Raw genomic sequence first — 25,396 nt, 5'->3', positions numbered from 1 at the left:
TTCCGCAGCGATTCCCCACCTACTTTGAAACGGTGTAGCTGCTCCGTTTCAATTCGATGAGCGCCGCCTCATCCTCGCTCAAGCCCAGTTTTTTCGTCAAAGGAGGAGGGAGCAGCCGCGCCCCGAGGATCACTTCGACCCGATCCCCTTTCGAAAGCTGAGTATCGAAATGAAAACGCTTGACCTCATTGGCTTTGGGGATGTCGTTTTTCAAAACGCTATCAGCCAGCCAGGGCGGGGTGGGTTTCCCCCCTTTGCCCAGGACTTTTCGCAGGGTCACGGCGGGAAGTTTTTGGATTTTCCCCTGGCGATCGATCGTAGTATCAAGCTCAAGCACCCGGGCGGGATGGGTCAGCAGCGGGTGAGGGGTCTCGTTTTTTAGCGTGACGGTGAAGCCCCGTTCATCGGGAGTGACGGAGAGTTTCAGATATTGAGCGAGTTTCTCGCTGCCGTGATGCAGACCCGCCGCCCCGTGCCAGGCGTGGGTATCGCTCTGTCGGATCGATGTGGCGCTGCCAGGGACCTTGGGCATATGGCACGTGATGCAGTTGGGTTTGCCCTTTTTCACCCCCTCCTCTCCCATCCGGCAGAGATCGAGTCCGTGACCGTTGACCTTGTGGCTGTGGCAGCCCATACAGACTTCCCCGGTATAGAAAATCTCTTTGCGGTAATCGATGTCGTGGTAAGGAGAGCCGACCCTGCGGGTCTTCAGCCCGAACCAGATGCTCTCTTCGTGATAGCGGATCACCTTCTCTTCCCGCCCCTCCTGAGCGGAGAAGAGGAGTTTATCCTGCTCTTTGCGGTAAATATTCCGATTGGCCTGGGCGTGATTCTCGATACTTTCGATCCGGTGGCAGCTCAGGCACGTCATCCCCTGCTCCCCCTCCGCACTCTTCGCCCCGGGGGCGTGGCAGTTGCGGCAGGACTTCTTCTCCGGGCTTCGCTTGAGCATCGCCGCGAAGAAGGGATCCTTCTTTGCCGACGAGTTGGCGTGGGCCGAAGCCTCGAACTCCTTGACGATCGCCGGATGACAGCTCCGGCAAGCCCCCAGATCAAAGGTCGCGCCGAAAGCAAAAAGGCTCAGCAGGGAGATAAGGGTCAGTTTTTTCATATACATCCTTTAGTTTTGTCATTGGTCATAGGGAAACGAAATATCCTATCTCTTTTCGGTTCCTCACTCCTCACTCCTCATTCCTCGTTCCCTTCAGGTATCCCATCGCCGTTGCCAAGATATCGTCGTCGTCTTTGCTGGGGGCTTTGAGGATAACCCGGTCGCGGCCGTCGTGGAATTCAAAAAAGACCCGATCCTCGTAGCTGGAGACTTTGCTGATCCCCCGCTCTTTGGCCAGAACCTTGATCGCCATCGTTTCGATGAATTGGCGGGTCACCTCGTCGGGCTTGCCGAAGCGATCGACGATCTCCTCTTCGATCTCGTAAACCTCCGCCACACTCTCGGCCTGGGCCAGACGGCGGTAGAGCTCCAATCTCAGCCGGGCTTCGCTGATGAGTTCGTCGCTCAGATAGGCGTCGATCTGCAGATTGAGGTCCACCCCCTTCTCGCTCTCCTCCTTGCGGCCGCTGAGCTCCTTGATGGCGTCTTCGAGCATCCGCAGGTAGAGGGAGTAGCCGATCTGCTTGATGTGGCCCGACTGGGCTTCGCCGATCAGGTTCCCCCCACCCCGGATCTCCAGGTCGTGAAAGGCCAGCACGGCGCCGCTGCCCAGCTCCGAATGGCTCTCCAGGGCCAGGAGGCGACGGCGGGCGTTTTCGGGCAGGCGTTCTTTGTCTTCGACCAGCAGGTAGCAGTAGCCCTCTTTTCCTCCCCGCCCCACCCGGCCCCGCAGCTGGTGCAAATCGGCGATCCCGAAATTCTCGGCACCGTCCACGATCATCGTATTGGCGTTGGGCAGGTGGATCCCCGATTCGACGATGGTGGTCGAAAGGAGCAGGTCATACTCCCCTGCCTCGAACTTCATCATCTCCTTTTCGGTTTGAGCCGCCGTGACCTTGGAGTGGAGCACCGTCATCCGCAGGTCGGGGATGAGCTCCCGCAGCTGCTTGGCTTTCTCCTCGATGCCGGCGATGGAGTTGTAGACGTAGAAAGTCTGCCCGCCCCGGCGCCGTTCTCTGAGGATCGCCTCTTTGACGATCTTGGGGTCGAAGCTCTTGACGAAGGTGCGCACCCCCACCCGCTCCGTGGGCGGGGTGAGGATTTCGCTGAAGCTCTTGATCTTGGAGAGGGCCATATTCAGCGATCTCGGGATCGGCGTGGCCGACATCGAAAGGAGATGGACATTGAGGGCCATCTCTTTGAGGGCCTCTTTTTGCTTGACCCCGAACTTGTGCTCCTCGTCCACCACCACCAAAGCCAGGTTCTTGAACTTCGCCCCCAGCAGGGCGTGGGTGCCCACGACGACTTTGAGCTCCCCCTCCTCCAGGCGGCGCAGGATCTCCCGTTTCTGCTTGGCGGGGGTGTAACGGTCCAGCTGGGCCACTTCGATCTCCCAGGGGGCGAAGCGCTCTTTGAGGCTGCGGTAGTGCTGGGCGCTCAGCAGGGTCGTAGGGACCACCATCATCGCCTGATAGCCGTTGCGCACCGCGGCGAAGATGGCGTTCATTGCCACTTCGGTCTTGCCGAAGCCCACATCGGCGCTGAGCAGCCGGTCCATCATCCCCCCGCCGGACAGCTCCTCCATAATCTGCCGGATCGCTTCCATCTGATCTTCGGTATGCTCGAAGCCCGCCTGAGAGAGGAAGAGGGCGTGCTCGGCGGGATCGACTTTCAGGGGAATTCCCCGCTGGAGAAGGCGCTGGGCGGAGATGTTGATAATCTGGGAAGCGATAGCAAAGAGTTTTTCGCGCACCTTGCCCTTGAGACGCTTGAAGCTCGCCTTGCCCAGGCGGTCCAGTGCCGGCAGAGTGCCGCTGTCGGCGATGTAGCGGTCGATCACCTCCAGGTTCTCCACCGGAACCAGCAGGGTATCCTCCCCCTGATACTGCACCACCACGAACTCCCGGGTCGCCCCCAGGACCTCCCGCTTCTCGATCCCCTTGAAGATCCCCACCCCGTGGGTCTCGTGGACCACATACTCCCCGGGGCGCATCTCATCCAGCACCAGGCTGGGGCGCTTGACCCGTTTGCGTTTGACAGGTTTATTCAGCGATAGGATCAGCTCATCGGGCCCCATCAGGTTGAGGATCCCCTCTTGATAGACATAATTGAGCCGCTCCATCTGCACCAGCTGGCTGCCCCGCACCAAGGATTCGCTGCGGGCGACGATGGTCACCTTTTTGTCGGGATGGGCCTCGATGAGCTTGTTCACATCGGCCACCTCCAACTCCCGCCACATTTTGGCGGCGGGAAGGCGGCTCGTCGGATAGCTGGAGCGGGGGATGAGCGGAGTCGTAAGGCTGTAGAGCTCCTCCAACTCTTCGCCCAGATCCTCTCCGGCGATCGCCCGGAACTCCTGGAGGTAATCCATCCCCAGCTCCTCCAGGTGCCAAAGCCCCAGGGAGTCGATATCCTTGACGAAACTCTCATAAGGGCTCTGCTCCACCCGCTCTTTGAGGGCCTCGAATTCTTCGCTCTCCAGAGCCAAAAAGGCGGGATGCAAGGTCACCGCCTCCAGCTCCTCATCCCCCCGGCGTTTCTGGGTATCGGGGTCGAAGGGATGAATGCTCTCGATCTCCTCGTCGAAGAGGCTGATCCGCCAGGGATGCTCCGCTCCCGGGGAGAAGATATCAATGATATCCCCCCGCACCGAAACCTCCCCCGCTTCGCTGACCAGATCGACGAAGTGGTATCCCCAGCGGTAGAGGCGGTCTTTGAGGGCCTCCAAGTCCAGGGTTTCGCCGAACTCCAGCCTCAGCGTCCCGAAGGTCTCGGGCCTGGGCAGGGGAAGGCTCAGGGTGTGCAGCGGGGCGATGAGCAGCTTCTCCCCCTCGTAGCGGTGGTAAGCCGCCAGTTCCGCCAACAGCTCCCGGATCTCGGGCCCGTAACTGCGCAGATCCTCCCCCGGACTCAGGCGCAGCTGAGGCAGAACAAAGGGACGGACCGCCCGGTATCGGGCCACCGCCTCGGCCCGCTCGGCGCTCTTGTCATCCCGGACAACCAGCAGCTCGGCCCGCTCTTTTGCAGGTGTGGAGAGAAGATATTCATAGAAATCGGCTTGATTCACGCATTGGCTCCGTTAAAGGTTTTTGAAAAAAGTAAAAGGATTGATTTCCGGGTCTAATCCGCTTCCATAGAACGCAAAAAGGCTTCGACCGTATAAAAGGAGCCGAAGACCAGGTACTTTTCGTGGCTAAAAAGCAGGCCGTCGTAACAGTTCCAGGGGATCTCCAGCTCCTCCAGGGCCTCTTCGATCAGCCCCAAAGTCGCTGCCCGCTGGCTCTCGATGGGGATCAGCTCCACCCGCTTGATCTTGGGCTTGAGGGTGGAGAGAACTTCCCAGTAATCCTTGTCATCCAGGGAATTGTAGATCAGCACCGTTTCGGGCTCCAGCGCCTGGGCGATGACCCGGGCCGCCAGAGGGTTGTGGCCCACGTCGATACGGATATTCTCCCGCAGAGGATAGAAGCGCCCGAAGAGTTCCAAATCCCTAAGCGCCTCCGGATCGGCCTCGATCCCCAGAAGCTCCAGCGCCTTCAGAGCCGTCAGAGCGTTTTGAAGCAAAAAGTCAGGCCACCCTTTCTCTTTTCCTACTTCATTGAGCATCTCTGCCCATTTTTTCTCTGTGTTCTCCCCTAATCCGGAATCCAAAATCCAAAATCCAAAATCTTTCACCATATGAAGTTCCACGCCCCTCTCCTGGGCCACCTGCCGGGCGACTTTGGGAACTTCGGGATAGGGCTGGGGAGCCAAAAGCGCCCGGCTTCCGGGAGTGAAACTCTTGCACTTGGTCCGGGCGATCGATTCGATGTCGTCTCCTAAAAAGGCCTGGTGATCCAAGCCGATGGGAGTCACGACGCTGAGCCGCTTGTTCTCCACCACATTGGTAGCGTCGAACTCCCCGCCCAGACCCGCCTCCAAAACGATCAGGTCACAATGCTCAAAAAGCAGCAGGGCCAGCAGAGTGGTGTATTCAAAATAGCTCAACTCTTCGCTCATCTGAGGACCCAAAATCTCATAGAGCCGGCGGTGCCCCTCCTCCAGCTGCTCATCGGAGACCTCCGCCCCGTCGATCCAAATCCGCTCGTTGAAGCGGAGAATGTGAGGGGAAGTGTAATGGCCGATAGAGAATTTTGGATCTTTTTCTATTCGGTTCCTAATTCCTAATTCCTCATTCCTCATTCCTTGCGAAGCAAGGTACGCGATCATCCTCCCCGTGCTTCCCTTGCCGTTTGTTCCTACGATATGCACAGCGGGGGGATGGGCGATCTGGTCTTTGAGCAGGGCGTAGGCGTTGTGGATGCGTTGGGTGTCGATCTCTTTGTAGTAGAGGGGTTTTTGCTCGAGAAAGTCGAAAAAGGCGGGGGTCACTTCCCGTACCCCTTTTGGGTCACGTAGGCGATGAAGTTGTCCATCGCTTTGCGGATGGCGGTGCGGATGGCGTACTCTCTCGCCGTGGCGCTGGTGAGGGATCCGGGCTGGATATTGACATCTTCGGTTCCGCCGATATGTTTGCGGAGTTCACCCTTGGGAGTACGGAGAATGAAATCGATATCCACCGTGACCCGGTAGCGGATCACATAGCCGTGGGTATCGTAGGCCAGAGGCGAATAGTCGATCTTGTAGCCGGGGACGATCAGTCGGCTGACGGCGGCAGACTTGTCCGAAACCACCCTCTCCTGGAAGTGGGTCCGCAGGATGCGCATGATCTCCTCTTTGAGGAAGACGCCGTTTTGGGGCTCCATCCCGGAGAGACGCACATCCACATAGACCGGATCGGGAATCTGTTCCCTGCCGTATTGGGCCACAGGTTTGTAGCCGCATCCGGCAAAAGAGAGCAGCAGCACCGTCAGAAGGAGCGGGGAGAGGAAATTCCTTCGCCCTCTTGAAAAATATCCAAAGTTTTTCATACCCGCTCCTTCTTCGGCTTAGGCCGGTTTGACGACGAAGTTGACCAGTTTGTTCGGCACCACGATCTCTTTGACGATCTGCATCCCCTCCAGCCATTTCGCACCCGCCTCTTTGGCCAGGGCCAGGATCTCCTCTTTCTCCGCGCCGGCGGGGACGGCCACTTCGGTGCGGCGCTTGCCATTGATGCTCACGGCGTAGGTGATGCTCTCGGTGACGAAGACCTCCTCTTTGAGGGGGATGCTGCGGCGCAGATTCTCCCGGCCGAAGAGCTCTTCGCTCAATTCGCTGGCGATGTGAGGCACGATGGGCTCCAGGAGGTGAAGCAGGATATACATCCCCTCGCTCCAAACCGCGGGGTCGCTCTGCTTGTCCAGGGCGTTGAGGGCTTCCATCGTCGCGGCGATGAGGGTATTGAAGGCAAAGGTCTTTTCATAGACATCCCCACTCTTGCGCAGGGCTTCGTAGACCTTGGCGCGGGCCTCCTTGGCTTCGGGGGCCAGGGCATCGTGGTCGATCTCGGGGAGACTGCGGTGGCTGACTTTCTCTTTGCGGCTGTAGAGCTTTTTAAGGAAGCGGTAGGCCCCCTCCACACCGCTGTCTTTCCACTCCAGCTCCTTCTGGGGCGGCGCGGCAAAGAGGATGAAGAGCCGGGCGGTATCGGCACCGTAGCGCTCCACGATGGCGTCGGGATCGACGGTGTTGCCCTTGGACTTGGACATCTTGGCCCCGTCTTTGAGCACCATCCCCTGGGTCAAAAGCCGGCTGAAGGGCTCGTCGATATCGTGATAGCCCAAGTCCCGCAGCGCTTTGGTGAAGAAGCGGGCGTAGAGCAGGTGCAAAATGGCGTGCTCGATCCCGCCGATGTATTGATCCACCGGCATCCAGTAGGCGCTGTCTTCCTTGTCGATCCCCGTTTCGTTCCATTTTTTGGGATCGGTAGCATAGCGGAACTGATACCAGGAGCTCTGGATGAAGGTATCCATCGTATCGGTCTCCCGGGTCGCTTTGCCGCCGCACTGGGGGCAGGTGCAGTGTTTCCAGGTCGGGTGGCTTTCCAGGGGGTTGCCTTCGCCGGTGATCTCCACATCATCGGGCAGGGTCACGGGGAGGTTCTCGATCTTCTCGGGCACCAGGCCGCAGGTGGGGCAGTGGATCAATGGGATGGGGGCGCCCCAGTAGCGCTGACGGCTGATTCCCCAGTTGCGCAGTTTGTAGTTGATCTGGCTTGTCCCCAACCCTTCGCTCTCGAAGAAGGCGACGATCTCCTTCATCGCTTCCCGGTTGGGCTTGCCGGTGAAGACGCCGCTGTCGACGAGCTCCCCGTCGCCGGTATAGGGAAGCTCGCCCCCCTCGATGACCCGCTTGATGGGCAAGCCGTATTTGGTGGCGAATTCGTAATCCCGTTCGTCGTGGGCCGGGACCGCCATCACCGCCCCGCCGCCGTAGCTGGCCAGGACGAAGTTGGCCGTCCAGACGGGGATATCTTCGCCGGTGAGGGGATGGATGACGCTGATCCCCAGAGGGTAGCCCTCCTTCTCCGCCTGGGCCCGCTCCCGCTCGCTCATATTGATGATCGCTTCGATGCGCTCGATCACCTCATCGTCGAGGAGCTTGTGCTCGATGAGATGCCGGACGATGGGATGCTCGGGAGCCAGAGCCGAATAGGTGACACCGAAGATGGTGTCGGGGCGAGTGGTGAAGACTTCATAGCCGTCGAAACAACCGTTGAGCTTGGCTTTGCTCGCATCGTTCAGCTCGAAGCGGAACTCCAGCCCCTGGCTGCGCCCGATCCAGTTGCGCTGCATCGTCAGCACCTGGGCGGGCCACTTGCCCTCCAGCTGCTCCAGATCGTCCAGCAGTTCCTGAGCGTAGCGGACGATATCGATATAGTAGCCGGGCATCTCCCGCTGGACCACCGGGTTGTCGCAGCGCCAGCAGCACCCCTCTTCGACCTGTTCGTTGGCCAGGACCGTGTGGCAGGTTTCGCACCAGTTGACGGTGGTACTCTCCCGGTAGAGGAGCCCCCCTTCGAACATCCGGATGATAAACTCCTGCTCCCAGCGAGTGTAGAGGGGATCACAGGTGGCGAACTCCCGCTCCTTGCTGAAGCTCAGTCCCAGGGCGCCAAGTTCCTTGCGCATATAGGCGATGTTGTCGTAGGTCCACTCCTTGGGGTGGCGTTTGTGCTTGATCGCCGCGTTCTCGGCGGGCATCCCGAAGGCATCCCAGCCGATGGGATGGAGCACATTGACTCCCTGCTTGCGCCAGTAGCGGGCCAGGGCGTCGCCGATGGCGTAGTTGCGCACGTGGCCCATATGGATCCGCCCGCTGGGATAAGGGAACATACTGAGGATATATTTTTTGGGCAGGCTCTGGTCCTCGGAGGGCTCGAAGGCCCGCTCCGCTTCCCACTTCTGCTGCCACTTGCTTTCGATCGATTTGGGATCGTAGTTCACGGTGATACTCCGTCGGTGAAATTGAAGGGATTATACCCTATGGAGGATTTGAGACAGCTCATAGAAACCGGACTGCGGTCCGAGAGGATTTGCCCGGGTAAATTAGGATACAATATAATCTAAGCAATGGAAGGATCCTAGATGCAAAAGGGGATGATAGACCCGCGGGAATTCGAAGAGCTCTGGAGATTGACGGAAGAGGTCGGTGAAATCGGTTACTGGAAATGGGATATCCGCAACGACACAACCTACTGGAGCCCCCGCAAACGTACGATCTACGGCTTGGGAGAAAAGGAAAAGGGAAGTTTCGAACTCTTTCTCTCTGTTCTCGACGAGCAGACCCGGCGTCTGGTCGAAGAGGAGATTTCCCGGGTCCTCAGCGGCGAAAAAAAATATTACGATCTTCAGCACGAAATTCATCTACGTGACGGACGTACCGTCTGGGTCCACGAAAAAGGCTACCTCCTCTACGACAGCGAAGAAAAACCGATCAAACTCATCGGAGTCGTGCTGGATATCACCAAAAGAAAGCAGGTGGAGCAGGATCTTCTTCAGGAAAAGAACCGGAGCGCTTTTTTAGAAAATTTCGATCCCCTGACACGACTTCCCAACCGTCACGCACTCCATCTCCGTTTAACTCGGGAGATCGGAGAGGGTGAATCCTTTGTATTGCTTTTCGTCAATGTCGAAAATTTCGGTACGATCAACAACCTCTTCGGACACCATTTCGGAGATGCAATCCTTGTCCGTCTCGCCAAACAGCTCGAAGAGTTGGCGGGCTCAACTAATGTCTACCGCTACGGTGCCGATGAATTTGTCCTCCTCATTCCCCGACTACAGGAGACCGGAGGGTTGTTCGAGCGGCTGAGACAACAGCTCTTCGATCTGCCGATGCAGATCGAGGGTCAAACAGTTACTTTACGTTTCAACGTAGGGGTGATCCATTATCCTGAAGACACCCGGGATATCAGCACACTGATCAGCGGTGCCAGTACAGCACTGGCCCACGCCAAATCTCTCTCCGGCAGCCAAATCGTCCGCTACCATCCCCATATGCAGAAACAAATCTCTCTGACCTATTATGGAGTCGATTCGCTGCAGCGGGCCATCAAACAAAAGGCTTTAAAACCCTATTACCAGCCGATTTTCGATACCGAAAGTTCCAAGATTGTGGCGGTAGAAGCGCTGGCGCGTTGGATAGGACCGGAAGGGAAACCTGTCGCTCTCCCGGGAGAATTTCTGCCGCTCGCGAAGCAGCAAGGACTCATCCACCAAATCGACCATCTGATTATGGAACAAGCACTAGAGGATCTTCAAAAGTGGAAAGCCAAAGGTTTGACCCCCCGGCTTGCCGTCAATGTCTATTTAGAGGATTTCGGACAGGCGGCTTTTTCTCCACTTTTTAAGCGCTATCAGGAGTTGCTTCCCCAACTGATTCTTGAGATCTCCGAAGAAGAATTTTTGGCCTGTTCCCGGGATGATCGGGAGCAGCTCGACCTGTTGCGTGATCTGGGAATCCGTATCTCCATTGACGACTTCGGAACCGGATACTCTTCTCTGCGTTATCTCCATTCTCTCCCCATCGATGAGATCAAGATCGACCGCAGTTTCGTGGAAAACCTGCCGGAAGACCCTCAAAACGGTGATCTGGTCCGCGTCATCAAAAAAATCACGGAGATCTATGCTTTGGATTGTGTCGTCGAGGGAGTGGAGCGGGAGGAACAATCCCGCTTCCTCACCTCCATCGGCCTGCCGATCCAGCAGGGCTTTCTCTTCGCCCGTCCTATGGACGCCTCGAGCTGTCTTGAGCTTCTGGAGTCTCAGGGCTGACGAAAGGTGTCGCAGGCTCGGATATCACCGCTTTTGAAGCCCCGCATAAACCACTCCATCCTCTGACGAGAGCTGCCGTGAGTGAAGCTGTCGGGGACCACATAACCCTGGGAGCGTTTCTGCAGAGTGTCGTCGCCGATCCGGGATGCGGCGTTCATCGCCTCTTCGATATCTCCGGGTTCCAGATGGCTCTGGGCATAGTGGCCCCAGACCCCGGCGTAACAATCGGCCTGGAGCTCCACGGGGATCTGCAGATGGTTGGCCCGGGTCTTATCACCCCGCCGAAGCGCTTGCTGCTGGAGCCGGTGAACCTTGTCCAGGAGTCCCAACTGATCCTGCACGGCGTGGCCGACTTCGTGGGCCAGCACATAGGCTTGGGCGAAATCCCCGGGAGCCCCCAGTTGGCGCTTCAACTCATCGAAAAAGTTCAAATCCAGATAGATCTTTTTATCCCTCGGACAATAAAAGGGGCCCATCTGGGCCTGGGCATAGCCGCAGCCGCTTCGGGTGGCCCCGCGGTAGAGCACCAGGGTCGGCGGATCGTAGCGTCGCCCATACTTCCCCAGGATCGAAGACCAGACCTGTTCGGTCGAACGCAGGACCTTCTTCATCCGCACCGCCAGCTGCTGTTCCTGAGCTGTAGATGTTCTTGAGCTGACCCCTTGACTCCCTCCTCCCAGGAGGCTGAGGGGGTTGAATCCCGCCAGGTAGGCGAGGGCGCCGATCCCCAGGATCGCCCAGCCGATCTTGGTCCGTAGCAGCATCCTGATCAGCGGCCAGAGCATCATCAGAGTCCCTGCCGACAGCCGCCCCCCTCCGCCGCTGCTGTTTCGGCGGTCCTCTACGTTTCTGCTCTCTTCTATATCATCCAGTCTCACGTGAAACTCCTTCGTTTTTGCAGATCCAATCATAACAAAAGATATTTGGAACTACAGAGTCACTTTTATATCTCCAAAAGCAAAGATCGACTACAATAGATGCTCTTTTCCCAAAAACCGACTCAAGGAAGATCCGTGGCATTGGCACTCGCACGCAAATACCGTCCCCGCTCCTTCGCCGACCTGGTGGGCCAGGAGACCGTCAGCCAGACCCTCGCCCAGGCCCTCGACGGGGACCGGCTCTCCCACGCCTACCTCTTTTCGGGCCTGCGGGGCAGCGGGAAGACCTCCACCGCCCGGATCTTCGCCAAGGCGCTTCTGTGTGAAAAAGGGCCCACGTCCCAGCCCTGCGAAGAGTGCCCCCACTGCATTATGGCCAACGAATACCGCCATATGGACATCATCGAGATGGACGCCGCCTCCAACCGGGGGATCGACGACATCAAAGAGCTGATTGAGCACACCAAATACAAGCCCGGCAGCGGCCGCTTCAAAATCTTCATCATCGACGAAGTCCATATGCTCACCACCCAAGCCTTCAACGCCCTGCTCAAGACCCTCGAAGAGCCCCCCGAGTTCGTCAAATTCATCCTGGCCACCACCGACCCCCTCAAGCTCCCCGCGACGATCCTCTCCCGCACCCAGCACTTCCGCTTCAAAAAGATCCCGCCCCGGCTGGTCAAAAGCCATCTGGAGCACATCCTCCACCTGGAGGGGATCGACTATGAGCCCGAAGCTCTGGAGATCATCGCCCGCAGCGGGGCGGGGAGCCTGCGGGATTCCCTGACCCTCCTGGATCAGGCCATCGTCTACGCCAAGGGGAAAGTGGACCTACCCACCGTCACCGAGATGCTGGGGATCATCGATCCGGCCAAGCTCGACGATCTCCTCGACCGGATCCTCAACAAAGACGAAGCGGGAATCCTCGCCTTTATCCACGAGAGCAGCGAATACGAGACCGAAATGATCATCGATGAGCTGACCCTGCATCTCAAGGACCTTCTCTTCGCCAAAGACCCCCGCTTCCCGCCCCTGATCCTGGATCGCTTTTTCCGGATTTTGGCGGAAGCCAAAGAACTGCTCTTCCTGGGAAGCGACGGGGAGTTCGTCCTCTCTCTGACCCTCTTCAAAATGATGGAAGCCCTCTCCATCAAAGAGATCGATGAGATGATCCGCACCCTGCAAAAGGAGCTCTCGGGAGTGCAGAGTACCCCGGCTCCTACGACGTCTGCCCCGACCACAGCAGCTGCAGCCGAATCGCGCAAGCAGCCCGCTCCGGCCGCCGAGAGCCCGGCTTCGCAAAGCACCCTGCCCCAGGCTTCCGCCGAAGCAACTCCTCCGAAGAGCGCCCCGGCCGAAGAACCCCGACCCGCTGAAACGCCAAGTCCCGCTACCGAAGCACCCGCCGCACCCGCATCCGGAACCGCGCCCGACGCGGGAGCCCTCAAATTCAAAGCCCTGCTGGAAAAACTCTACGACCGGGATTACGATCTGGGAGAGACCTTCGAGCGCTGCATCCGCTACCAAAGCTTCGACGGCGCCTCCCTCACCTGGGAATCGACCGCCCAGGGAGCGGACAAGAAGCGCCTGGTGACCTACTGGGGGATCATCCGAATGTTTGTCCAGGAGATCTTCGGTCTGGATGTGAAGATCCTCAATATCGCCAAAGAAGCGGACAAAGCCCCCGAAGAGGATAAAAAAAAAGTGAAAACTCCGGCGGCTGAGGAGCGCCCCGCCGCCGTCATCAAGGAAGAGCCTCCTGCTTCCGGGCCGGAACAGGAGGAGTGCGCCCTCCCCGACAATGCCCAAACCGCCAGCACCCTCGAAGCGGTAGAACTCCCCTCCAGCTGTATGAACCCAGATACCGGCAGCAGCGAAGCCTCCAAAGAAATAGACCCCAAAGAGCTCCTCAAAGAGCCGATGGTCAAAGAGGCGATCGCTCTTTTTGATCCCAAGAGAGTGAGGATCAAGCGGAAGAGTTAGGGGCTAATTGAGAATTGAAAAATTCGTAACACGTAGCACATAACACGTAACACAATTTCTATCTCAACGCTCAACTCTCACCCCTCAACTCTTCATAATAATTGCCTCCCCAAACGGCACCTCCGCCTCCCGGCTCAGCACCCAAAGCACCTCATAGGCAGGCTCTGTTTCCGGAAAGCTTCCCGCCCCGTCGGTGAAGTAGATCAGCAGCCTCGGCTTTTCGTGGATCTCATTCTCCAAATAGTCGAAGACGGGGCGGAAATCGGTATGCCCCCGCCCTTTGACCTCCCACTCCAGCGGCTCTCCCGGGCTCAGGGTCCGGTGGCTGCGTACTTGGGCGTCGGCCATCATCAGTTCCAGGCGGTAGTCGGGGAAGTGCTGCAGGATCATCTCCACCTCCCCCGCAAAGAGCTCCAGCAGCTCCCGGTCCACCGAACCGCTACAATCGAGGGCCACGGCGATATGGAGCGTCTCGGAGGAGGGCCTGGGAAGGGCGATGCCCCGATAGAGGTGTTTGAGATTGGGCGGGCTGAAGCTGTAGCCGCTCTTGAGATAACTCTCCAGGTAGCGCCCCAGCCGCTCCCGCCAATCGATGCGCCGCTGAAAATAGCGGGGGACCAGACGCTCCAAGCCTTTGGGGAGCTTCCCCTCCCGCTCCGATGAAAGGGCAATCTGCTCCAAAAAGGCCGCCTCCAAAGCATCGCCCTCTGTAGGCTCCTCCTTGGTTTCCGACTCCCCTGCCTGAGTCTTGAAACGCTCCTGTTGACGGGATTCCGGAGCCGCCTCCGATTCCTGCATCTCCTCCCGTTCTTGAACCTCATCACTCTCCTCCACCTCTTCAGGCGGCCGCTCCTTGAGCAAACTTGCGTAGATCTCCTCGGCATACATCCCCCGGTAGCGGGGATCGTAGTTGGCTTCCAGGGGCAAATCAAAACCGTTATCCGCCAAAAGGGCGTTGATCGCATACTCCGTCGCCAGGTGCCAGAGCTTTCCGTGACGCCCCCGGCCCCGCTTCTCGTGCCAAAGCACCTTCTGCAGCGCCGCGTGGGCCAGGACCGTCTCCAGCTCCGCCCCCTCCAGCTCAGAGAACCAGGCGGGGTTGTAGCACAGCACACCCCCCTCGGCCCGGAAGGTGGGCAAATCCTCCGAAGCCGCCGGCTTGAGCGTAGCGGCAATCTGCCCGAAATAGGGAGAACGGGCCATCAAACGGGCCTTCGCCTCATCAAGCGGATTTGACATCAACGCTCCTTTCGTGTTGCATTTTGAAGTCGCAAGTCGCAAGCACGGGGCTTCGCCCCTCACGTCGCAAGAGTTTTTGTGTTACGTGCTATGTGTTAAGTGATACGTGTTATGTAACTGCTCATTATTCGGTTACTCGGTTGCTCGGTTACTCCGTTACTCGGTTATTTAAGCAGATAGGCATACCGCCTCACCCACTCGCCCCACGCTTCGCTCTCCTCCACCCGGATCCCCGCCAGTTGCAGCTCTTTGACCAGCATCACGGCAAACTCCCCGGGCAGGCTTATGCTGAAACGCAAGACCCGATCCAGGACCTCGGGCTCCGTGGAATCTTTGAGCCGTTCCACCAGGCCTCCCACCAGGATCGCCAAAACCCTGGGGTCTTCCTCGATCTGTGGCATCTCTCCTGCAAGGATCGCCTGAAGATCGGGCAGGCGATCACGCACTTGAAGGAAACTGACGAACTTCACCGCCGCCTCCCGGCCCACCGCGCCGCTGATTCCTTCCAAAAGCCGCTCCCCCTCCAGGCCACTCTTGAGCATCCGGTCCACGAAGCTCCAGGAGCGGGGGGTGGGAAAGGCCTTCTCTTTGCTAGTGGGATCGAAGGCGAAGAGGGCTGCAGGCTCGAAGCCCAAAAAGGCGATCAGCTCCGAAACTACTCCCTCCCGATAGGCCCAGGCTTTCCAATCCTCCAAAGCAACCTCCATCTCCAAATGGACGAAGCGGTTGGCCAGGGGCGGGGGCATGCGATAGACCACCCCGCGATCGCTCTCCCGGTTCCCCGCGGCGACGATGCTCCAGCCCTCGGGGAGCTCATACTCCCCCACCCGCCGGTCCAGTACCAGCTGATAGGCCGAAGCCTGCACCGCCGGCGGAGCGCTGTTGATCTCGTCCAAAAAGAGGATCCCTCGGGACTCTCCCTCTTTAGGCAGAAAGCTCGGCGCCGCCCAGACACCTTGCCGGCTCTCGGGATCGAAAAAAGGGATCCCCTTCAAATCGGTAGGATCCAGCAGCGAAAGGCGCAGATCCAGAAACTCCAAGCCCCGCTCCTCGGCAATTTGCCGGACGATGGAAGATTTCCCGATCCCCGGAGGCCCCCAAACAAAGGCCGGCAGACGCGTCTCCACCAAACGCCCCAAAAGTTCCGTCAACTCAGACGCTTTCATTTGAAACTTCTTTCGTGTTATGTGCTAAGTAAGAATTTTCCCAATCCAAAATCCAAAATTTAAAATCCAAAATCATCCTCAATTCTCCATTCTCAATTCTCCATTCCTACCGCATTCCCATCTCCCGATTCGCCTCCTGCACGAAGGTCTCATTCTTTTGCAAGATCAGCCAGAGCCGGTGATCGGTCTTGAGCTGATGCAGGATCGCCATCGGCGTGGAAGGATTGGCCGCCAAAGCTTGATGGTAGCGAAACTCCCCGCTCTCAAAAAGCTCTTTCAAAAGCTCCGTCGGGGTGGAGGGGTTGGCCGCCAAGATCTCTTTGAGGGACTCCTCTTCACGGTAGAGGCGCCGTAATAGATCCTCGGAGATTGCGGGATTGCCCGCTAATAGGGGCCAAAGCTCCCGATCCTCCGCCAGGCGCTCCAGCAGCTCCTCGGGCAAATACTCGTTGGCCGCCAGAGCTCTCCGAGGCCCCGGACCGCCTCTCTCAATCATCGCCTCTGCCGCCTTGGTACATAGCCCCGGATTCTCTCCCAGGAATTCCGGAACCCCCTCTTCGGCAAAATGCTCCACTATAAGCCTCCAGCGCTCGGGCCTAATGCTCTGATGACGCAGCAACTTCTCCGTCACCTCACCCCCCATTTTCAGCAGATCAGCGAAGAGCTCCTCATCCAGAGCCGGGTTCAGCGCCAGAGCTTCGGAGATCTCTTCACCGCCGCTCTCCAGCAGACGCCTCTGCCAAGGGCCTTTCAGGGCCGGATTGGCCGCCAGGATGAGCCGGACCCCCTCTTCCCTCATCTTGAGCAGTTTTCGAACGGTGCTCTCTTTGAGGATCTCCCGGGAGGCCACCGCTTCGGCGATGCTCAGGCGCATCCCCCTGCGCCCGCGGAACTCAAAGGGAGGTAGACGCAGCAGCGCCTCCATCAGATCGGGATTGTCGGTACTTCGAATCAGGCGCAGCAGCGTCGCGGGAGAGTGGAGCGCGTCCCGCTCGTAGGGATCCAACTCCAAAAAACGCTCCATCATCGCGTGCAGCACCCGCCGGTCCCGATCGCTCTCCATCAGCTCCTCTCCCTCCCACGTGTAGAGCTCCAGAAGGCGGAGAAAGAGCCCATCCTCCAGATGGGGATTGCCCAGCAGCCTCAGCAGGCGCTCCATATCATCACCAAGCTTCAGCGCCATCAGCAGCTCCTCAGGCCGGATCGCCTCGCTCATGATCCGCTCCAGATCCTCCAGGCGGTAGAGAGCGATCCCCTCGGCGTAGGCCTGTTCGCTGAGCAGCTCCTCGGGCATACTCAGCCGCCGCCCCTCCAGCACCGCTACCACAGCAGGGGAGAACTCCCTTACGATCTCAAAACCTTGCCGCCGGCAGAAGCGCTCGATCTCCTCAAAGGTAAAAGCGTCCCCCTTGCCCAGCAAAAGCAGCTCCCCCGGCCCGCCCGATTCCAATAGCTCTTTCAAATTCCGTCTGCCCATTCTCTCTCCTTGAGTAACTAGTAACTAGAAACTAGTAACTAGGAATTTTTATCTGCCCTCTCAATGCCCAATGCCCAATGCCCAATGCCCAATGCCCAATATACCAATAGACCAATTAAACAGGAGTTAAATACTCCGAATTAATCCGGAGCCTCCCTCCCTTATGGTAGAATAGATGCCTTAATTTTCACGTGCCCCCCGAAGGGGCACCCAGGAGCAGGCCATGCGGCATTTTCTGACGCTCAAAGATTTCACGCGGGACGAACTTCAAGAGATGATCGACCTCGCCATCCGCATCAAAGCGCAGACCAAGGCGGGGGAGTATGTCCCCTACCTCAAAAACCAGACCCTGGCGATGATCTTCGAAAAGTCCTCCACCCGCACCCGGGTCAGTTTCGAAACCGGCATCTACCAACTCGGCGGCACCGGGCTTTTCCTCTCCAGCCGGGACATCCAGCTGGGCCGGGGTGAACCGATGAAGGACACCGCCCGGGTCATCAGCCGTATGGTCGATATGGTAATGATCCGCACCTTCGAGCAAAGCAAGCTCGAAGAGTTCGCCCGCTACTCCCGCGTCCCCGTCATCAACGGCTTGACCGACAGTTACCACCCCGTCCAGCTGATGACCGATTACCTGACGATGCTGGAGTTCGGCAAGGAAAATCCCGTCGTCGCCTATGTGGGTGACGGCAACAATATGGCCCACTCCTGGCTCTACCTAGCGGCGATTATGGGCTTCGAGCTGCGTGTCGCCACCCCCGAGGGCTACGAGTGCGATCCGGAGGTGGTGGCCGAGGCCAAAAAACTGGCCGAGCGCTACGGTAGAACCCTGATCCTGGGCCACGACCCCAAAGAGGCGGTCAAAGAGGCTGATGTGGTCACCACCGATACCTGGGTCAGTATGGGGCAGGAGGAGGAGAAAGAGCAGCGCGTGAAAGATTTCGCCGGCTTTATGGTGGACAAAGATCTAATGGCCCTGGCCAAAGACGACGCCATTTTCCTCCACTGCCTCCCCGCCTACCGGGGTTACGAAGTGAGCGAAGCTGTCTTCGAAGAACATGCCGAAGAGATCTTCACCGAAGCGGAGAACCGCCTCCACGCCCAAAAAGGGATTATGGTTTGGTTGGATCAGCATCGTTTCGACGATGCCGAAATTGAGAATTGAGAATAGTGAAGATGCATTGTTCGCAATGCCAACCGAAATTTCTCATTAGGAAAAAAGGACTTTTTTGAGCACCATCGATCTGGAAAAATTCAGCCGCTACTCCCGTCCCGGCCCCCGCTACACCAGCTACCCCACCGCTCTGGAGTTCAGCGACGCCTTCAGCTACGAGCGCTACCTGGAGCGGCTACGCTCCGAAACGGGGCCGCTGTCACTTTATGTGCACCTGCCCTTTTGCCGGAGTGCCTGCTACTTTTGCGGCTGCAACGTGGTCTTCACCTCCAAGGAGGAGAAGCTGAGCGAATATGTCGATTACCTCAAGCGGGAGATCGAACTCCTGGCCGATCAGATCGACACTTCCCGGGAAGTGATCCAGTTCCACTTCGGAGGCGGGACCCCCACCTACTACAAAGCTTTCGAACTTGATGAAATTATGAAGCACATCAAGAAGCACTTCCCCAACTGGAGCGAAGAAGCCGAGATCAGTGTGGAGATCGACCCGCGCTTTTTTAACGAAGATCAGATGAAGGTCTTCAAGAGCCACGGCTTCAACCGCATCAGTTTCGGGGTCCAGGATTTCGACCCCAAGGTCCAGCAGGAGATCCATCGCATCCAACCCTACGAGACCACCAAAGCCGCCGTGGAGCTGGCACGGAAATACGGGATCGAGAGTATCAACACCGACCTGATTTACGGGCTTCCCTATCAAACCCTGGAGAGCTTTCAAAACACCCTCCGCCTGGCCCGCAGCCTCGATCCCGACCGGCTGGCGGTCTTCAACTACGCCCACGTCCCCTGGCTCAAAAAGACCATGCGCAAATTCGACGAGACCACCATCCCCAGCCCGGAAGTGAAGCTTCAGATTCTCCAATACACCATCGATTACCTCACCTCCGAGGGCTACGAGATGATCGGGATGGACCACTTCGCCAAGCCCGAGGATGAGCTCTTCGGCGCCATCGCCAAAGGGGAGCTCCACCGCAACTTCCAGGGCTACACCACCAAGGGAGGCGCCAACCTCATCGGCATCGGGCTCACCAGCATCGGGGAGGGGCAGCGCTACTACGCCCAGAACACCAAGGATATGAAAGCCTACGAAGCCGCTATCGACGCGGGGCGGCTGCCTTACGAGCGGGGGGTGGAACTCAGCGACGACGATGTCCTGCGCAAGAGCGTCATTATGGAGTTGATGGCCAACTTCAGCGTCGATATCCCCCGGGTCGAAAAGGAGTTCGGCATCGATTTCGCCGACTACTTCGCCGACGCCCTGGAGAAGCTGGAGGAGTTCGAAGAGGCCGATCTGCTCAGCATCACCCCCGAAGCGATCCGGGTGCATCCCACCGGCACCCTGCTGATTCGCAACATCGCCATGCCCTTCGACGCCTATATGAACAAATACGAAGGCCAGAAAAAGAGTTTCAGCAAAACCGTCTAGGAGCCCGGCGCTCCTGAAGCAAGGAAATCCTATGGAAAAGTTCCACTACACCTCCGTCAGCGACGCCTGTATCAAGTGCGGAAAGTGCATCCCCGGCTGCACCATCCACCTCATCAACCCCGACGAGACCACCTCCCCCCGCGGCTTCATCGACCTGCTGGGCGCCTATGAACGGGGCGAGCTGGAGCTGGACAAAAACGCCAAGGATATCTTCGAAAGCTGTTTTCTCTGCACCCACTGCACCGAGGTCTGCCCCAACTCCCTGCCGACGGATATGGTCATCGAAGAGGTGCGCCACGAGATCGCCGAGAAGTTCGGCATCGCCTGGTTCAAGCGGGGCTTTTTTTTGCTGCTGCGCCACCGCTGGCTGATGGATCTGATGATGAAGCTGGGCTATACCTTCCGCACCTGCGGCTTCCAGGACCAGCCCGAAAAGGGCGGGATGACCCCCCGCTTCAAGCTGCCCATCATCAAAAGCGGCCGTCTCCTGCCCAGCCTGGGCAAGACCAGCTTTCTCAATAAATACCCCGAAGAGGTCTCACACGGCGGCAAACGCCGGGTGGCGATCTTCATCGGCTGCCTCGCCAATTACAACTACACCGGCATCGGCGACAGCCTGATGGAGATCCTCGAAGAGCTGGGGATCGATGCCTTCATCCCCAAGGATCAAATGTGCTGCTCCGCCCCCGCCTACTTCACCGGGGATTTCTATACCGTAGAGCAGCTCAGCAAAAAGAACATCGAATATTTCGAGAGTTTCATCGACGAAGTCGAAGCGATCCTCATCCCCGAAGCCACCTGCTCGGCGATGATCAAGCACGACTGGGCCGTCTTCTTCCGCAACCGCGGGATGAGTGAGTGGGCCGAGCGGGCCGAAAAGCTCAACGAAAAGATCTTTATGGCTACCGAGTGGCTCGAGAAGCATACCGATCTCAAAGAACGCCTGGCCGCCAAAGGAGTCACCATGCTCCAAAGCGTGACCTACCACGACGCCTGCCACGCCAAAAAGGTCCAGGGGATTTGGCAGGAGCCCCGCTCCCTGCTCAGCCAGAACTACGAAATCAAAGAGATGAGCGACCCCAACCGCTGCTGTGGCTTCGGGGGCGTGACGATGCAGACGGAGAAATACCACCTGGCCGAAGCCGCCGGTAAACCCAAGGCGGCGATGATCGCCGAGACGGGCGCCCAGATCGTCAGCGCCGAGTGCAGCGCCTGCCGGATGCAGATCAGCAATTCCCTCCACCAGGCCGATGTGGATGTGGTCTTCAAAAACCCCGTGGAACTCATCGCCGAAGCCCTCAAAGCGGAGGCCTCCGACGATAGCAAATCATCACAAAAGTCCTGAGGCAGAAAGCTTGGAAGATTTGCCCGGCCTCTTCTTCTCGGAGCGCTTGAACGAATCTCAAATCCGGTAACTCCATCAACTTTACCACCGAAAGTGGTGGACAAAATCCCGCACCCTGGAACAGACCCGAAAAGTCGTGGAAGGCTCTTCGCTTCTCTTCGCCTATCTCGATGAGGAGGAGCGTCTCGTCGCCTTCGCCCGGGTCCTCAGCGACTTTGTTTTCAAAGCCTGCATCTTCGACCTCATCGTCACCGAAGATCATCGGGACAGGGGGCTGGGAAAGGCACTGATGGGAAAAATCCTCTACCACCCCCGACTCGAAATGGTCCCCTCTTTTGAACTCTACTGCCAACCGGAGATGACCCCCTACTATCAGAGCCTCGGGGTCACAGTGATCAACGACCAGTTGATTCTCATGAGAAAAGGTATATGAAAACGGTGACTTCAGGACGGCTCACATCATCGAAGCCCTCAAATCATAAATTTTAAAATTTATGGAATTAAGAATAATTTCTTAAGATTTTTACAAGGAGTCTGCTGTTAGACTTAATTTTGTAAATCAGAATAAGGAGTGAAGAATGAGAAAGAATCTTTTGATTGGTATCAGCGTTGTCACGGCAGCAGTTATGATGACGGGATGTGGGGGCGGCGGCGGTTCTGCCGGCAACCCTAACAATAACGCTCAAACAAGCGGCCCCGAAGAACCTAAGCAGCTCAACCAACCGGCAACTGTAAACAGTGAAACAACGGCAGGATGGTTACTGGATAGCGGAATCGCGGATGGAGATGTTTTTATAGATAGTACCAGTGCAAATACCTATGGAATGAAGCTTGCCGGAAACTCTCGTCTGGGCAAAAAGTTCAAAACAATTGCGGTACGTAAGCTTGAGGCAATCGAACGTACGTTAGAGGGAGGTGATGAAATAAACCTCCGTCATCAATGTAGCGGAGGAGGAAGTGTAGAGGTCCATATGACGAAGAACTCATCAGAGACAATCGAAGATGGCAAAACTACACGTAAAGGTGAATGGACTGTTAATTGTAACAGCAGCAATTGTGATGCCAATGAGACAGAATTTCATGACAATCGTTGGCTTAGGTTGTGCATACCTGAGACGTATGCTCGTGTGTATATACCTTTGGCGGCAAGTGATACCAGATTCTACTTTGACGGAAAAGGCTCATTAAAAGAGTCCAAAACGATTACCGAAGACGAGGATGCCAATCAAACAACAGGGAATATTGTTGTTGAGAGTAAAACCGAAAACCTTCTTTTTAAAGTCGATGAAAATAGCAGTGATAATATCACCGACTACAAGCAGTTTGGAAATTTCGACTTGAAATTCACGTTGAATGCTACAGAAAATGGGGTAGACGAGGATGAAATAGAGAGTCGAAAACTAATGACGGCGGAGGAGACGGAAGTCTATCTCCTCAAAGCCCAAGGCGTCTTAAAAGATTTTGATGCGAACGCAAAAAAAGGCGAAGCGATAGAGGGTAATTTCCAAGCCAAATGGAGTGCTAAAGAGTACGATGATCAAAACGATCTCTGGGAAGGCCAAGCCCAAGCAGACGGTTTTGCAGCAGATTATGATGTGGTAGGGAATGAAGACAATAAAAGCCTACACGATGCCGAGAGTGAAGATAACCTGATTGTGGACTGGAAAGAGCTCGATGAGAATACGACCCGCTACGCGATAAACGGAGGTATGGCAGAAGCTTATCGGGAATCCAACGGCAGCTTGTGTGCTGGAAAAGTGACACTGGATACCACCAAAGATATCAAGCGCAACCCCTATCAATATATGGACGACGACAATAATACGGGTTGGACTGTCCTGCCCTTCGAAGGGAATGTAACGATCAGTGGAGACGGCACAGCCTATGCGGGATTCTTCGCGGATGACCAAAACCACACCCATGTCATCGTCAAAGATTCCGCCGGTGGCTTTACAGAATACAATGGTACGGATGAGCTCCCTGATGATCTCTGCAATTAATACCGCGATTTTTTAATAAAAAGCAATGGGGCAGGCGGGACCTGCTCCCATCTTCCCTTTTTCTGTTATCATGCTTTTTTTACATTCAAAGATTTAAAGGATTTTCGATGTCCAAGAGTGTCTTATTCTTCAAAATAGGGGCTGCAACGCTTTTGAGTTTCTCACCCCTCATTGCCGCCTCTACGGCACCCTATGCCCCCGGCGAAGTCATCGTCACGTACAAAAGTCTGACCCAATTAAAAGGACTGAGAGGGCTCGATGCCAGACTGCATCGCTTTGCCACCCTCTCCCGCTTGGAAGGACGCAGTATCCTCGCCGTGCACTCATCTTCGCTGAGCACACAGGAGCTGATACGTTATTTCCAAAACGACCCCAATGTAGTTGATGTCCACCCCAACTATATCTACCATCTCAATCAAACCCCCAACGATACATATTTTGACCAACTCTGGGCAATGAAAAATACCGGACAAGAGATCAACGGCAAGAGTGGAACGCCCGGTGCCGATATCAATGCCACCAAGGCGTGGGATGTCAGTACCGGTTCCAGCGACTACGTAGTCGCCATACTCGATACTGGTGTGGACTACCTCCACGACGACCTCAAAGAGAATATCTGGAGCAACTCGGCTGAATGCAACGGCAATGCCGGAGTTGACGATGATGATAACGGCTATACCGACGATTGCCACGGTTACGACTTCGCTGCCGACAATGACGGGAATAACGATTCTGATCCCATGCCGGACGATCCTGTCGATGATAATGGACATTATCACGGCACCCACGTAGCCGGGACAATCGGCGCCAAAGGGAACAACAACCTTGGGGTGACCGGAGTCAACTGGAACGTCACACTCTTGCCGGTGAAAGTTTTTCGTCCGAGTGGGGGCGGCTATGAGAGCGATATTTTAGAAGGGATCGATTATGTAGCTACCCTGAAAAACGCCGGGGTCAACATCGTCGCCATCAATGCCTCCTATGGGGGGAGCGGCAGTGACGACACGATGAAAAATGCCATCAAAAGCCTGGGAGACTTGGGGATCCTTTTTGTCGCCGCGGCAGGAAACGACGGTGATAACAACGATCGAAATCCCCAATATCCCGCCTCTTATGATTTGGACAATATTGTCGCCGTAGCCGCCACCGATCAAAACGATCAGCTCACCTCATTCTCAAACTATGGCAGAAAAACCGTCGACTTGGCGGCTCCAGGAGAGAATATATTGAGTACCTACCCCCGTGACGACTCCAATGTCAGTCGGTATGCCTACGCCGACGGTACATCTATGGCCACTCCGCACGTGACCGGCTCCGTAGCCCTGGTCTGGGATGCTCTGCATACCAAGATCTCCGGCGAAAGCAACGCGTCGGTCCAGGCCCAAATTATCAAGCGACACATCCTCGCCAATGTAGATCATTTGGCTGACCTCAACGGAAAGGTCCTCACCGGCGGCCGCCTCGATCTGGGTGCCGCGGTAATCAACCATGTGCAATTGCAACAAACCTATGCTCAAACCAGGGTTAATAAAAGCGTCACCATCAAAGTGGCCGGAGATAACGGCACCGACAGAGAGGGAGATGCTCTGAGTGTTCGCAATCCCAGCGCAAGCCACGGTAGTGTCGTTGTCAACAGTGGCGATGAGAGCCTCACCTATACCCCCGATGACGGCTTTACAGGAAGCGACACCATTCGTGTCGACATCAACGACAGTCTAGGAGACAGTGCCACGGCGACCGTTGTCGTAGATGTTTTAGAAAATCATCCTCCCCAAGCAGTAGATGACCAGGCGCGTGTCCAGGAGAATGGCTCGGTCCGTATTGCGGTATTGGCAAATGACAGGGATGAAGACGGCGACACACTCACCTTGGTAGAGATCAGCCAAGCTCCCAAACATGGAAAAGCTGAAATCGATGGCAATTACATCGTTTATACTCCTGAGGAGAGCTACATAGGCAACGACTCCCTCCGCTATACCGTCAGTGACGGAGAAGCCAACGCCAGTGCTTCGGTATCGATCGAAGTATATGCTTCTACAGACGATGGTGGTGGAAGCGGCGGCGGAAGTGCAGGAGGCTTCCTGAGTATCCTATTGAGCTTGGCCGCCTTTCTCTTGCTTGGAATCCGGGGAACTTCTCTTGAAAATAGGAAGCATTAAATGAAGCCCGGATTCAGATTCAGCGGATCCCTTCGCTGGCCCCATATTTCCCTCTTTTTTTTGAGTGGTTCCTTGCTTCTTGTCGGATGCGCCTCCGACGCTAACAGCCACCAGACAACAATCGATACACAGAGAACATCCCCATCGAATGTTCATAAAACGACACTCATTTTCACCTTTGTCAAAGGGATCGATATTCCCACGGCTCAACACTTTCTCAAAGAGCACGGTGCTCTTTCCATAA

At 56.7% G+C, this 25,396-nt stretch carries 16 protein-coding genes and 1 pseudogene; 8 read left to right on the top strand and 9 right to left on the bottom strand.

All coding sequences use genetic code 11. The annotated features are described in order from the left end of the window. Window positions 1-19: 19 nt before the first annotated feature. The 5 genes from NITSA_RS01395 to leuS form a co-directional block, all read right to left on the bottom strand. Window positions 20-1,111: a multiheme c-type cytochrome gene (locus tag NITSA_RS01395; protein ID WP_013553239.1), complete on the bottom strand. Its 1,092-nt coding sequence runs from the start codon at window positions 1,109-1,111 to the stop codon at window positions 20-22. Between the two features lie 70 nt (window positions 1,112-1,181). Next, a complete protein-coding gene (gene mfd, locus NITSA_RS01390) occupies window positions 1,182-4,178 on the bottom strand; it encodes a transcription-repair coupling factor (protein WP_013553238.1) in 2,997 nt (998 codons plus the stop codon). 53 nt (window positions 4,179-4,231) lie between these two features. Continuing rightward, the gene (locus tag NITSA_RS01385; RefSeq protein WP_013553237.1) at window positions 4,232-5,482 is read right to left on the bottom strand and encodes a bifunctional folylpolyglutamate synthase/dihydrofolate synthase; all 1,251 of its coding nucleotides are present in this window, start codon (window positions 5,480-5,482) and stop codon (window positions 4,232-4,234) included. Further along, the gene (lptE, locus tag NITSA_RS01380; RefSeq protein ID WP_013553236.1) at window positions 5,479-6,021 is read right to left on the bottom strand and encodes an LPS assembly lipoprotein LptE; all 543 of its coding nucleotides are present in this window, start codon (window positions 6,019-6,021) and stop codon (window positions 5,479-5,481) included. Before lptE ends, NITSA_RS01385 begins: the two co-directional genes overlap by 4 nt. 18 nt (window positions 6,022-6,039) lie before the next feature. Then, a complete protein-coding gene (gene leuS / locus NITSA_RS01375) occupies window positions 6,040-8,478 on the bottom strand; it encodes a leucine--tRNA ligase (protein ID WP_013553235.1) in 2,439 nt (812 codons plus the stop codon). Between the two features lie 141 nt (window positions 8,479-8,619). Here leuS and NITSA_RS01370 point away from each other — a divergent pair, with 141 nt between their 5' ends. Beyond that, window positions 8,620-10,308: a putative bifunctional diguanylate cyclase/phosphodiesterase gene (locus NITSA_RS01370; protein WP_013553234.1), complete on the top strand. Its 1,689-nt coding sequence runs from the start codon at window positions 8,620-8,622 to the stop codon at window positions 10,306-10,308. Here the strand turns inward: NITSA_RS01370 and ypfJ are convergent. Continuing rightward, window positions 10,299-11,186, bottom strand: a complete 888-nt coding sequence (gene ypfJ / locus NITSA_RS01365) for a KPN_02809 family neutral zinc metallopeptidase (RefSeq protein ID WP_013553233.1) — start codon at window positions 11,184-11,186, stop codon at window positions 10,299-10,301. The two genes, NITSA_RS01370 and ypfJ, sit on opposite strands and share 10 nt — an antisense overlap. A 135-nt stretch (window positions 11,187-11,321) precedes the next feature. Between ypfJ and NITSA_RS01360 the strand changes: the two genes are divergently transcribed. After that, a complete protein-coding gene (locus tag NITSA_RS01360; RefSeq protein WP_013553232.1) occupies window positions 11,322-13,169 on the top strand; it encodes a DNA polymerase III subunit gamma/tau in 1,848 nt (615 codons plus the stop codon). Window positions 13,170-13,253: 84 nt separating this feature from the next. On the opposite strand, the gene NITSA_RS01355 is transcribed toward NITSA_RS01360, so the two are convergent. The 3 genes from NITSA_RS01355 to NITSA_RS01345 all read right to left on the bottom strand — a co-directional run bounded on the left by NITSA_RS01355 (window position 13,254) and on the right by NITSA_RS01345 (window position 17,051). Then, window positions 13,254-14,408, bottom strand: a complete 1,155-nt coding sequence (locus NITSA_RS01355) for a vWA domain-containing protein (protein ID WP_013553231.1) — start codon at window positions 14,406-14,408, stop codon at window positions 13,254-13,256. A 164-nt stretch (window positions 14,409-14,572) separates the two neighbouring features. Next, complete coding sequence (locus NITSA_RS01350) at window positions 14,573-15,574, bottom strand: ATP-binding protein (RefSeq protein WP_013553230.1); 1,002 nt, start codon at window positions 15,572-15,574, stop codon at window positions 14,573-14,575. A 106-nt stretch (window positions 15,575-15,680) separates the two neighbouring features. After that, entirely contained in the window at window positions 15,681-17,051 is a 1,371-nt protein-coding gene (locus NITSA_RS01345; protein WP_013553229.1) for a hypothetical protein, read from the bottom strand. A 223-nt stretch (window positions 17,052-17,274) separates the two neighbouring features. On the opposite strand from NITSA_RS01345, the gene argF reads away from it, so the two are divergent. From argF to NITSA_RS01315, 6 genes and pseudogenes are all read left to right on the top strand, one after another. Then, window positions 17,275-18,216 (top strand): ornithine carbamoyltransferase, encoded by a 942-nt coding sequence (gene argF / locus NITSA_RS01340; RefSeq protein WP_013553228.1) that lies wholly within the window; start codon window positions 17,275-17,277, stop codon window positions 18,214-18,216. Between the two features lie 64 nt (window positions 18,217-18,280). Continuing rightward, complete coding sequence (gene hemN / locus NITSA_RS01335; protein ID WP_013553227.1) at window positions 18,281-19,648, top strand: oxygen-independent coproporphyrinogen III oxidase; 1,368 nt, start codon at window positions 18,281-18,283, stop codon at window positions 19,646-19,648. A 31-nt stretch (window positions 19,649-19,679) separates the two neighbouring features. After that, window positions 19,680-20,993, top strand: coding sequence for a (Fe-S)-binding protein (locus NITSA_RS01330; RefSeq protein ID WP_013553226.1), 1,314 nt, complete (start codon window positions 19,680-19,682; stop codon window positions 20,991-20,993). Between the two features lie 109 nt (window positions 20,994-21,102). Next, window positions 21,103-21,426, top strand: a pseudogene (locus NITSA_RS11500) (GNAT family N-acetyltransferase); the annotation flags it as partial. Window positions 21,427-21,571: 145 nt separating this feature from the next. Then, window positions 21,572-22,993: a hypothetical protein gene (locus tag NITSA_RS01320; protein WP_013553225.1), complete on the top strand. Its 1,422-nt coding sequence runs from the start codon at window positions 21,572-21,574 to the stop codon at window positions 22,991-22,993. 107 nt (window positions 22,994-23,100) lie between these two features. Next, the gene (locus tag NITSA_RS01315; RefSeq protein WP_013553224.1) at window positions 23,101-25,152 is read left to right on the top strand and encodes a S8 family serine peptidase; all 2,052 of its coding nucleotides are present in this window, start codon (window positions 23,101-23,103) and stop codon (window positions 25,150-25,152) included. Window positions 25,153-25,396 lie beyond the last annotated feature (244 nt).

The organism is Nitratifractor salsuginis DSM 16511 (assembly GCF_000186245.1).
GTDB classification, from domain to species: Bacteria; Campylobacterota; Campylobacteria; order Campylobacterales; family Sulfurovaceae; genus Nitratifractor; species Nitratifractor salsuginis.
The sequence above is the reverse complement of the archived record's forward strand: the minus strand, read 5'-3'. Positions and strand labels throughout refer to the sequence as shown.

Excerpts from the sequence above, each read along its gene's own strand:
- NITSA_RS01395 (WP_013553239.1), bottom strand. The coding sequence starts at position 1,111 with ATGAAAAAACTGACCCTTATCTCCCTGCTGAGCCTTTTTGCTTTCGGC.
- lptE (WP_013553236.1), bottom strand. The coding sequence starts at position 6,021 with ATGAAAAACTTTGGATATTTTTCAAGAGGGCGAAGGAATTTCCTCTCC.
- NITSA_RS01315 (WP_013553224.1), top strand. The coding sequence starts at position 23,101 with ATGTCCAAGAGTGTCTTATTCTTCAAAATAGGGGCTGCAACGCTTTTG.
- NITSA_RS01320 (WP_013553225.1), top strand. The coding sequence starts at position 21,572 with ATGAGAAAGAATCTTTTGATTGGTATCAGCGTTGTCACGGCAGCAGTT.
- NITSA_RS01355 (WP_013553231.1), bottom strand. The coding sequence starts at position 14,408 with ATGTCAAATCCGCTTGATGAGGCGAAGGCCCGTTTGATGGCCCGTTCT.
- NITSA_RS01350 (WP_013553230.1), bottom strand. The coding sequence starts at position 15,574 with ATGAAAGCGTCTGAGTTGACGGAACTTTTGGGGCGTTTGGTGGAGACG.
- argF (WP_013553228.1), top strand. The coding sequence starts at position 17,275 with ATGCGGCATTTTCTGACGCTCAAAGATTTCACGCGGGACGAACTTCAA.
- NITSA_RS01370 (WP_013553234.1), top strand. The coding sequence starts at position 8,620 with ATGCAAAAGGGGATGATAGACCCGCGGGAATTCGAAGAGCTCTGGAGA.
- NITSA_RS01330 (WP_013553226.1), top strand. The coding sequence starts at position 19,680 with ATGGAAAAGTTCCACTACACCTCCGTCAGCGACGCCTGTATCAAGTGC.
- NITSA_RS01345 (WP_013553229.1), bottom strand. The coding sequence starts at position 17,051 with ATGGGCAGACGGAATTTGAAAGAGCTATTGGAATCGGGCGGGCCGGGG.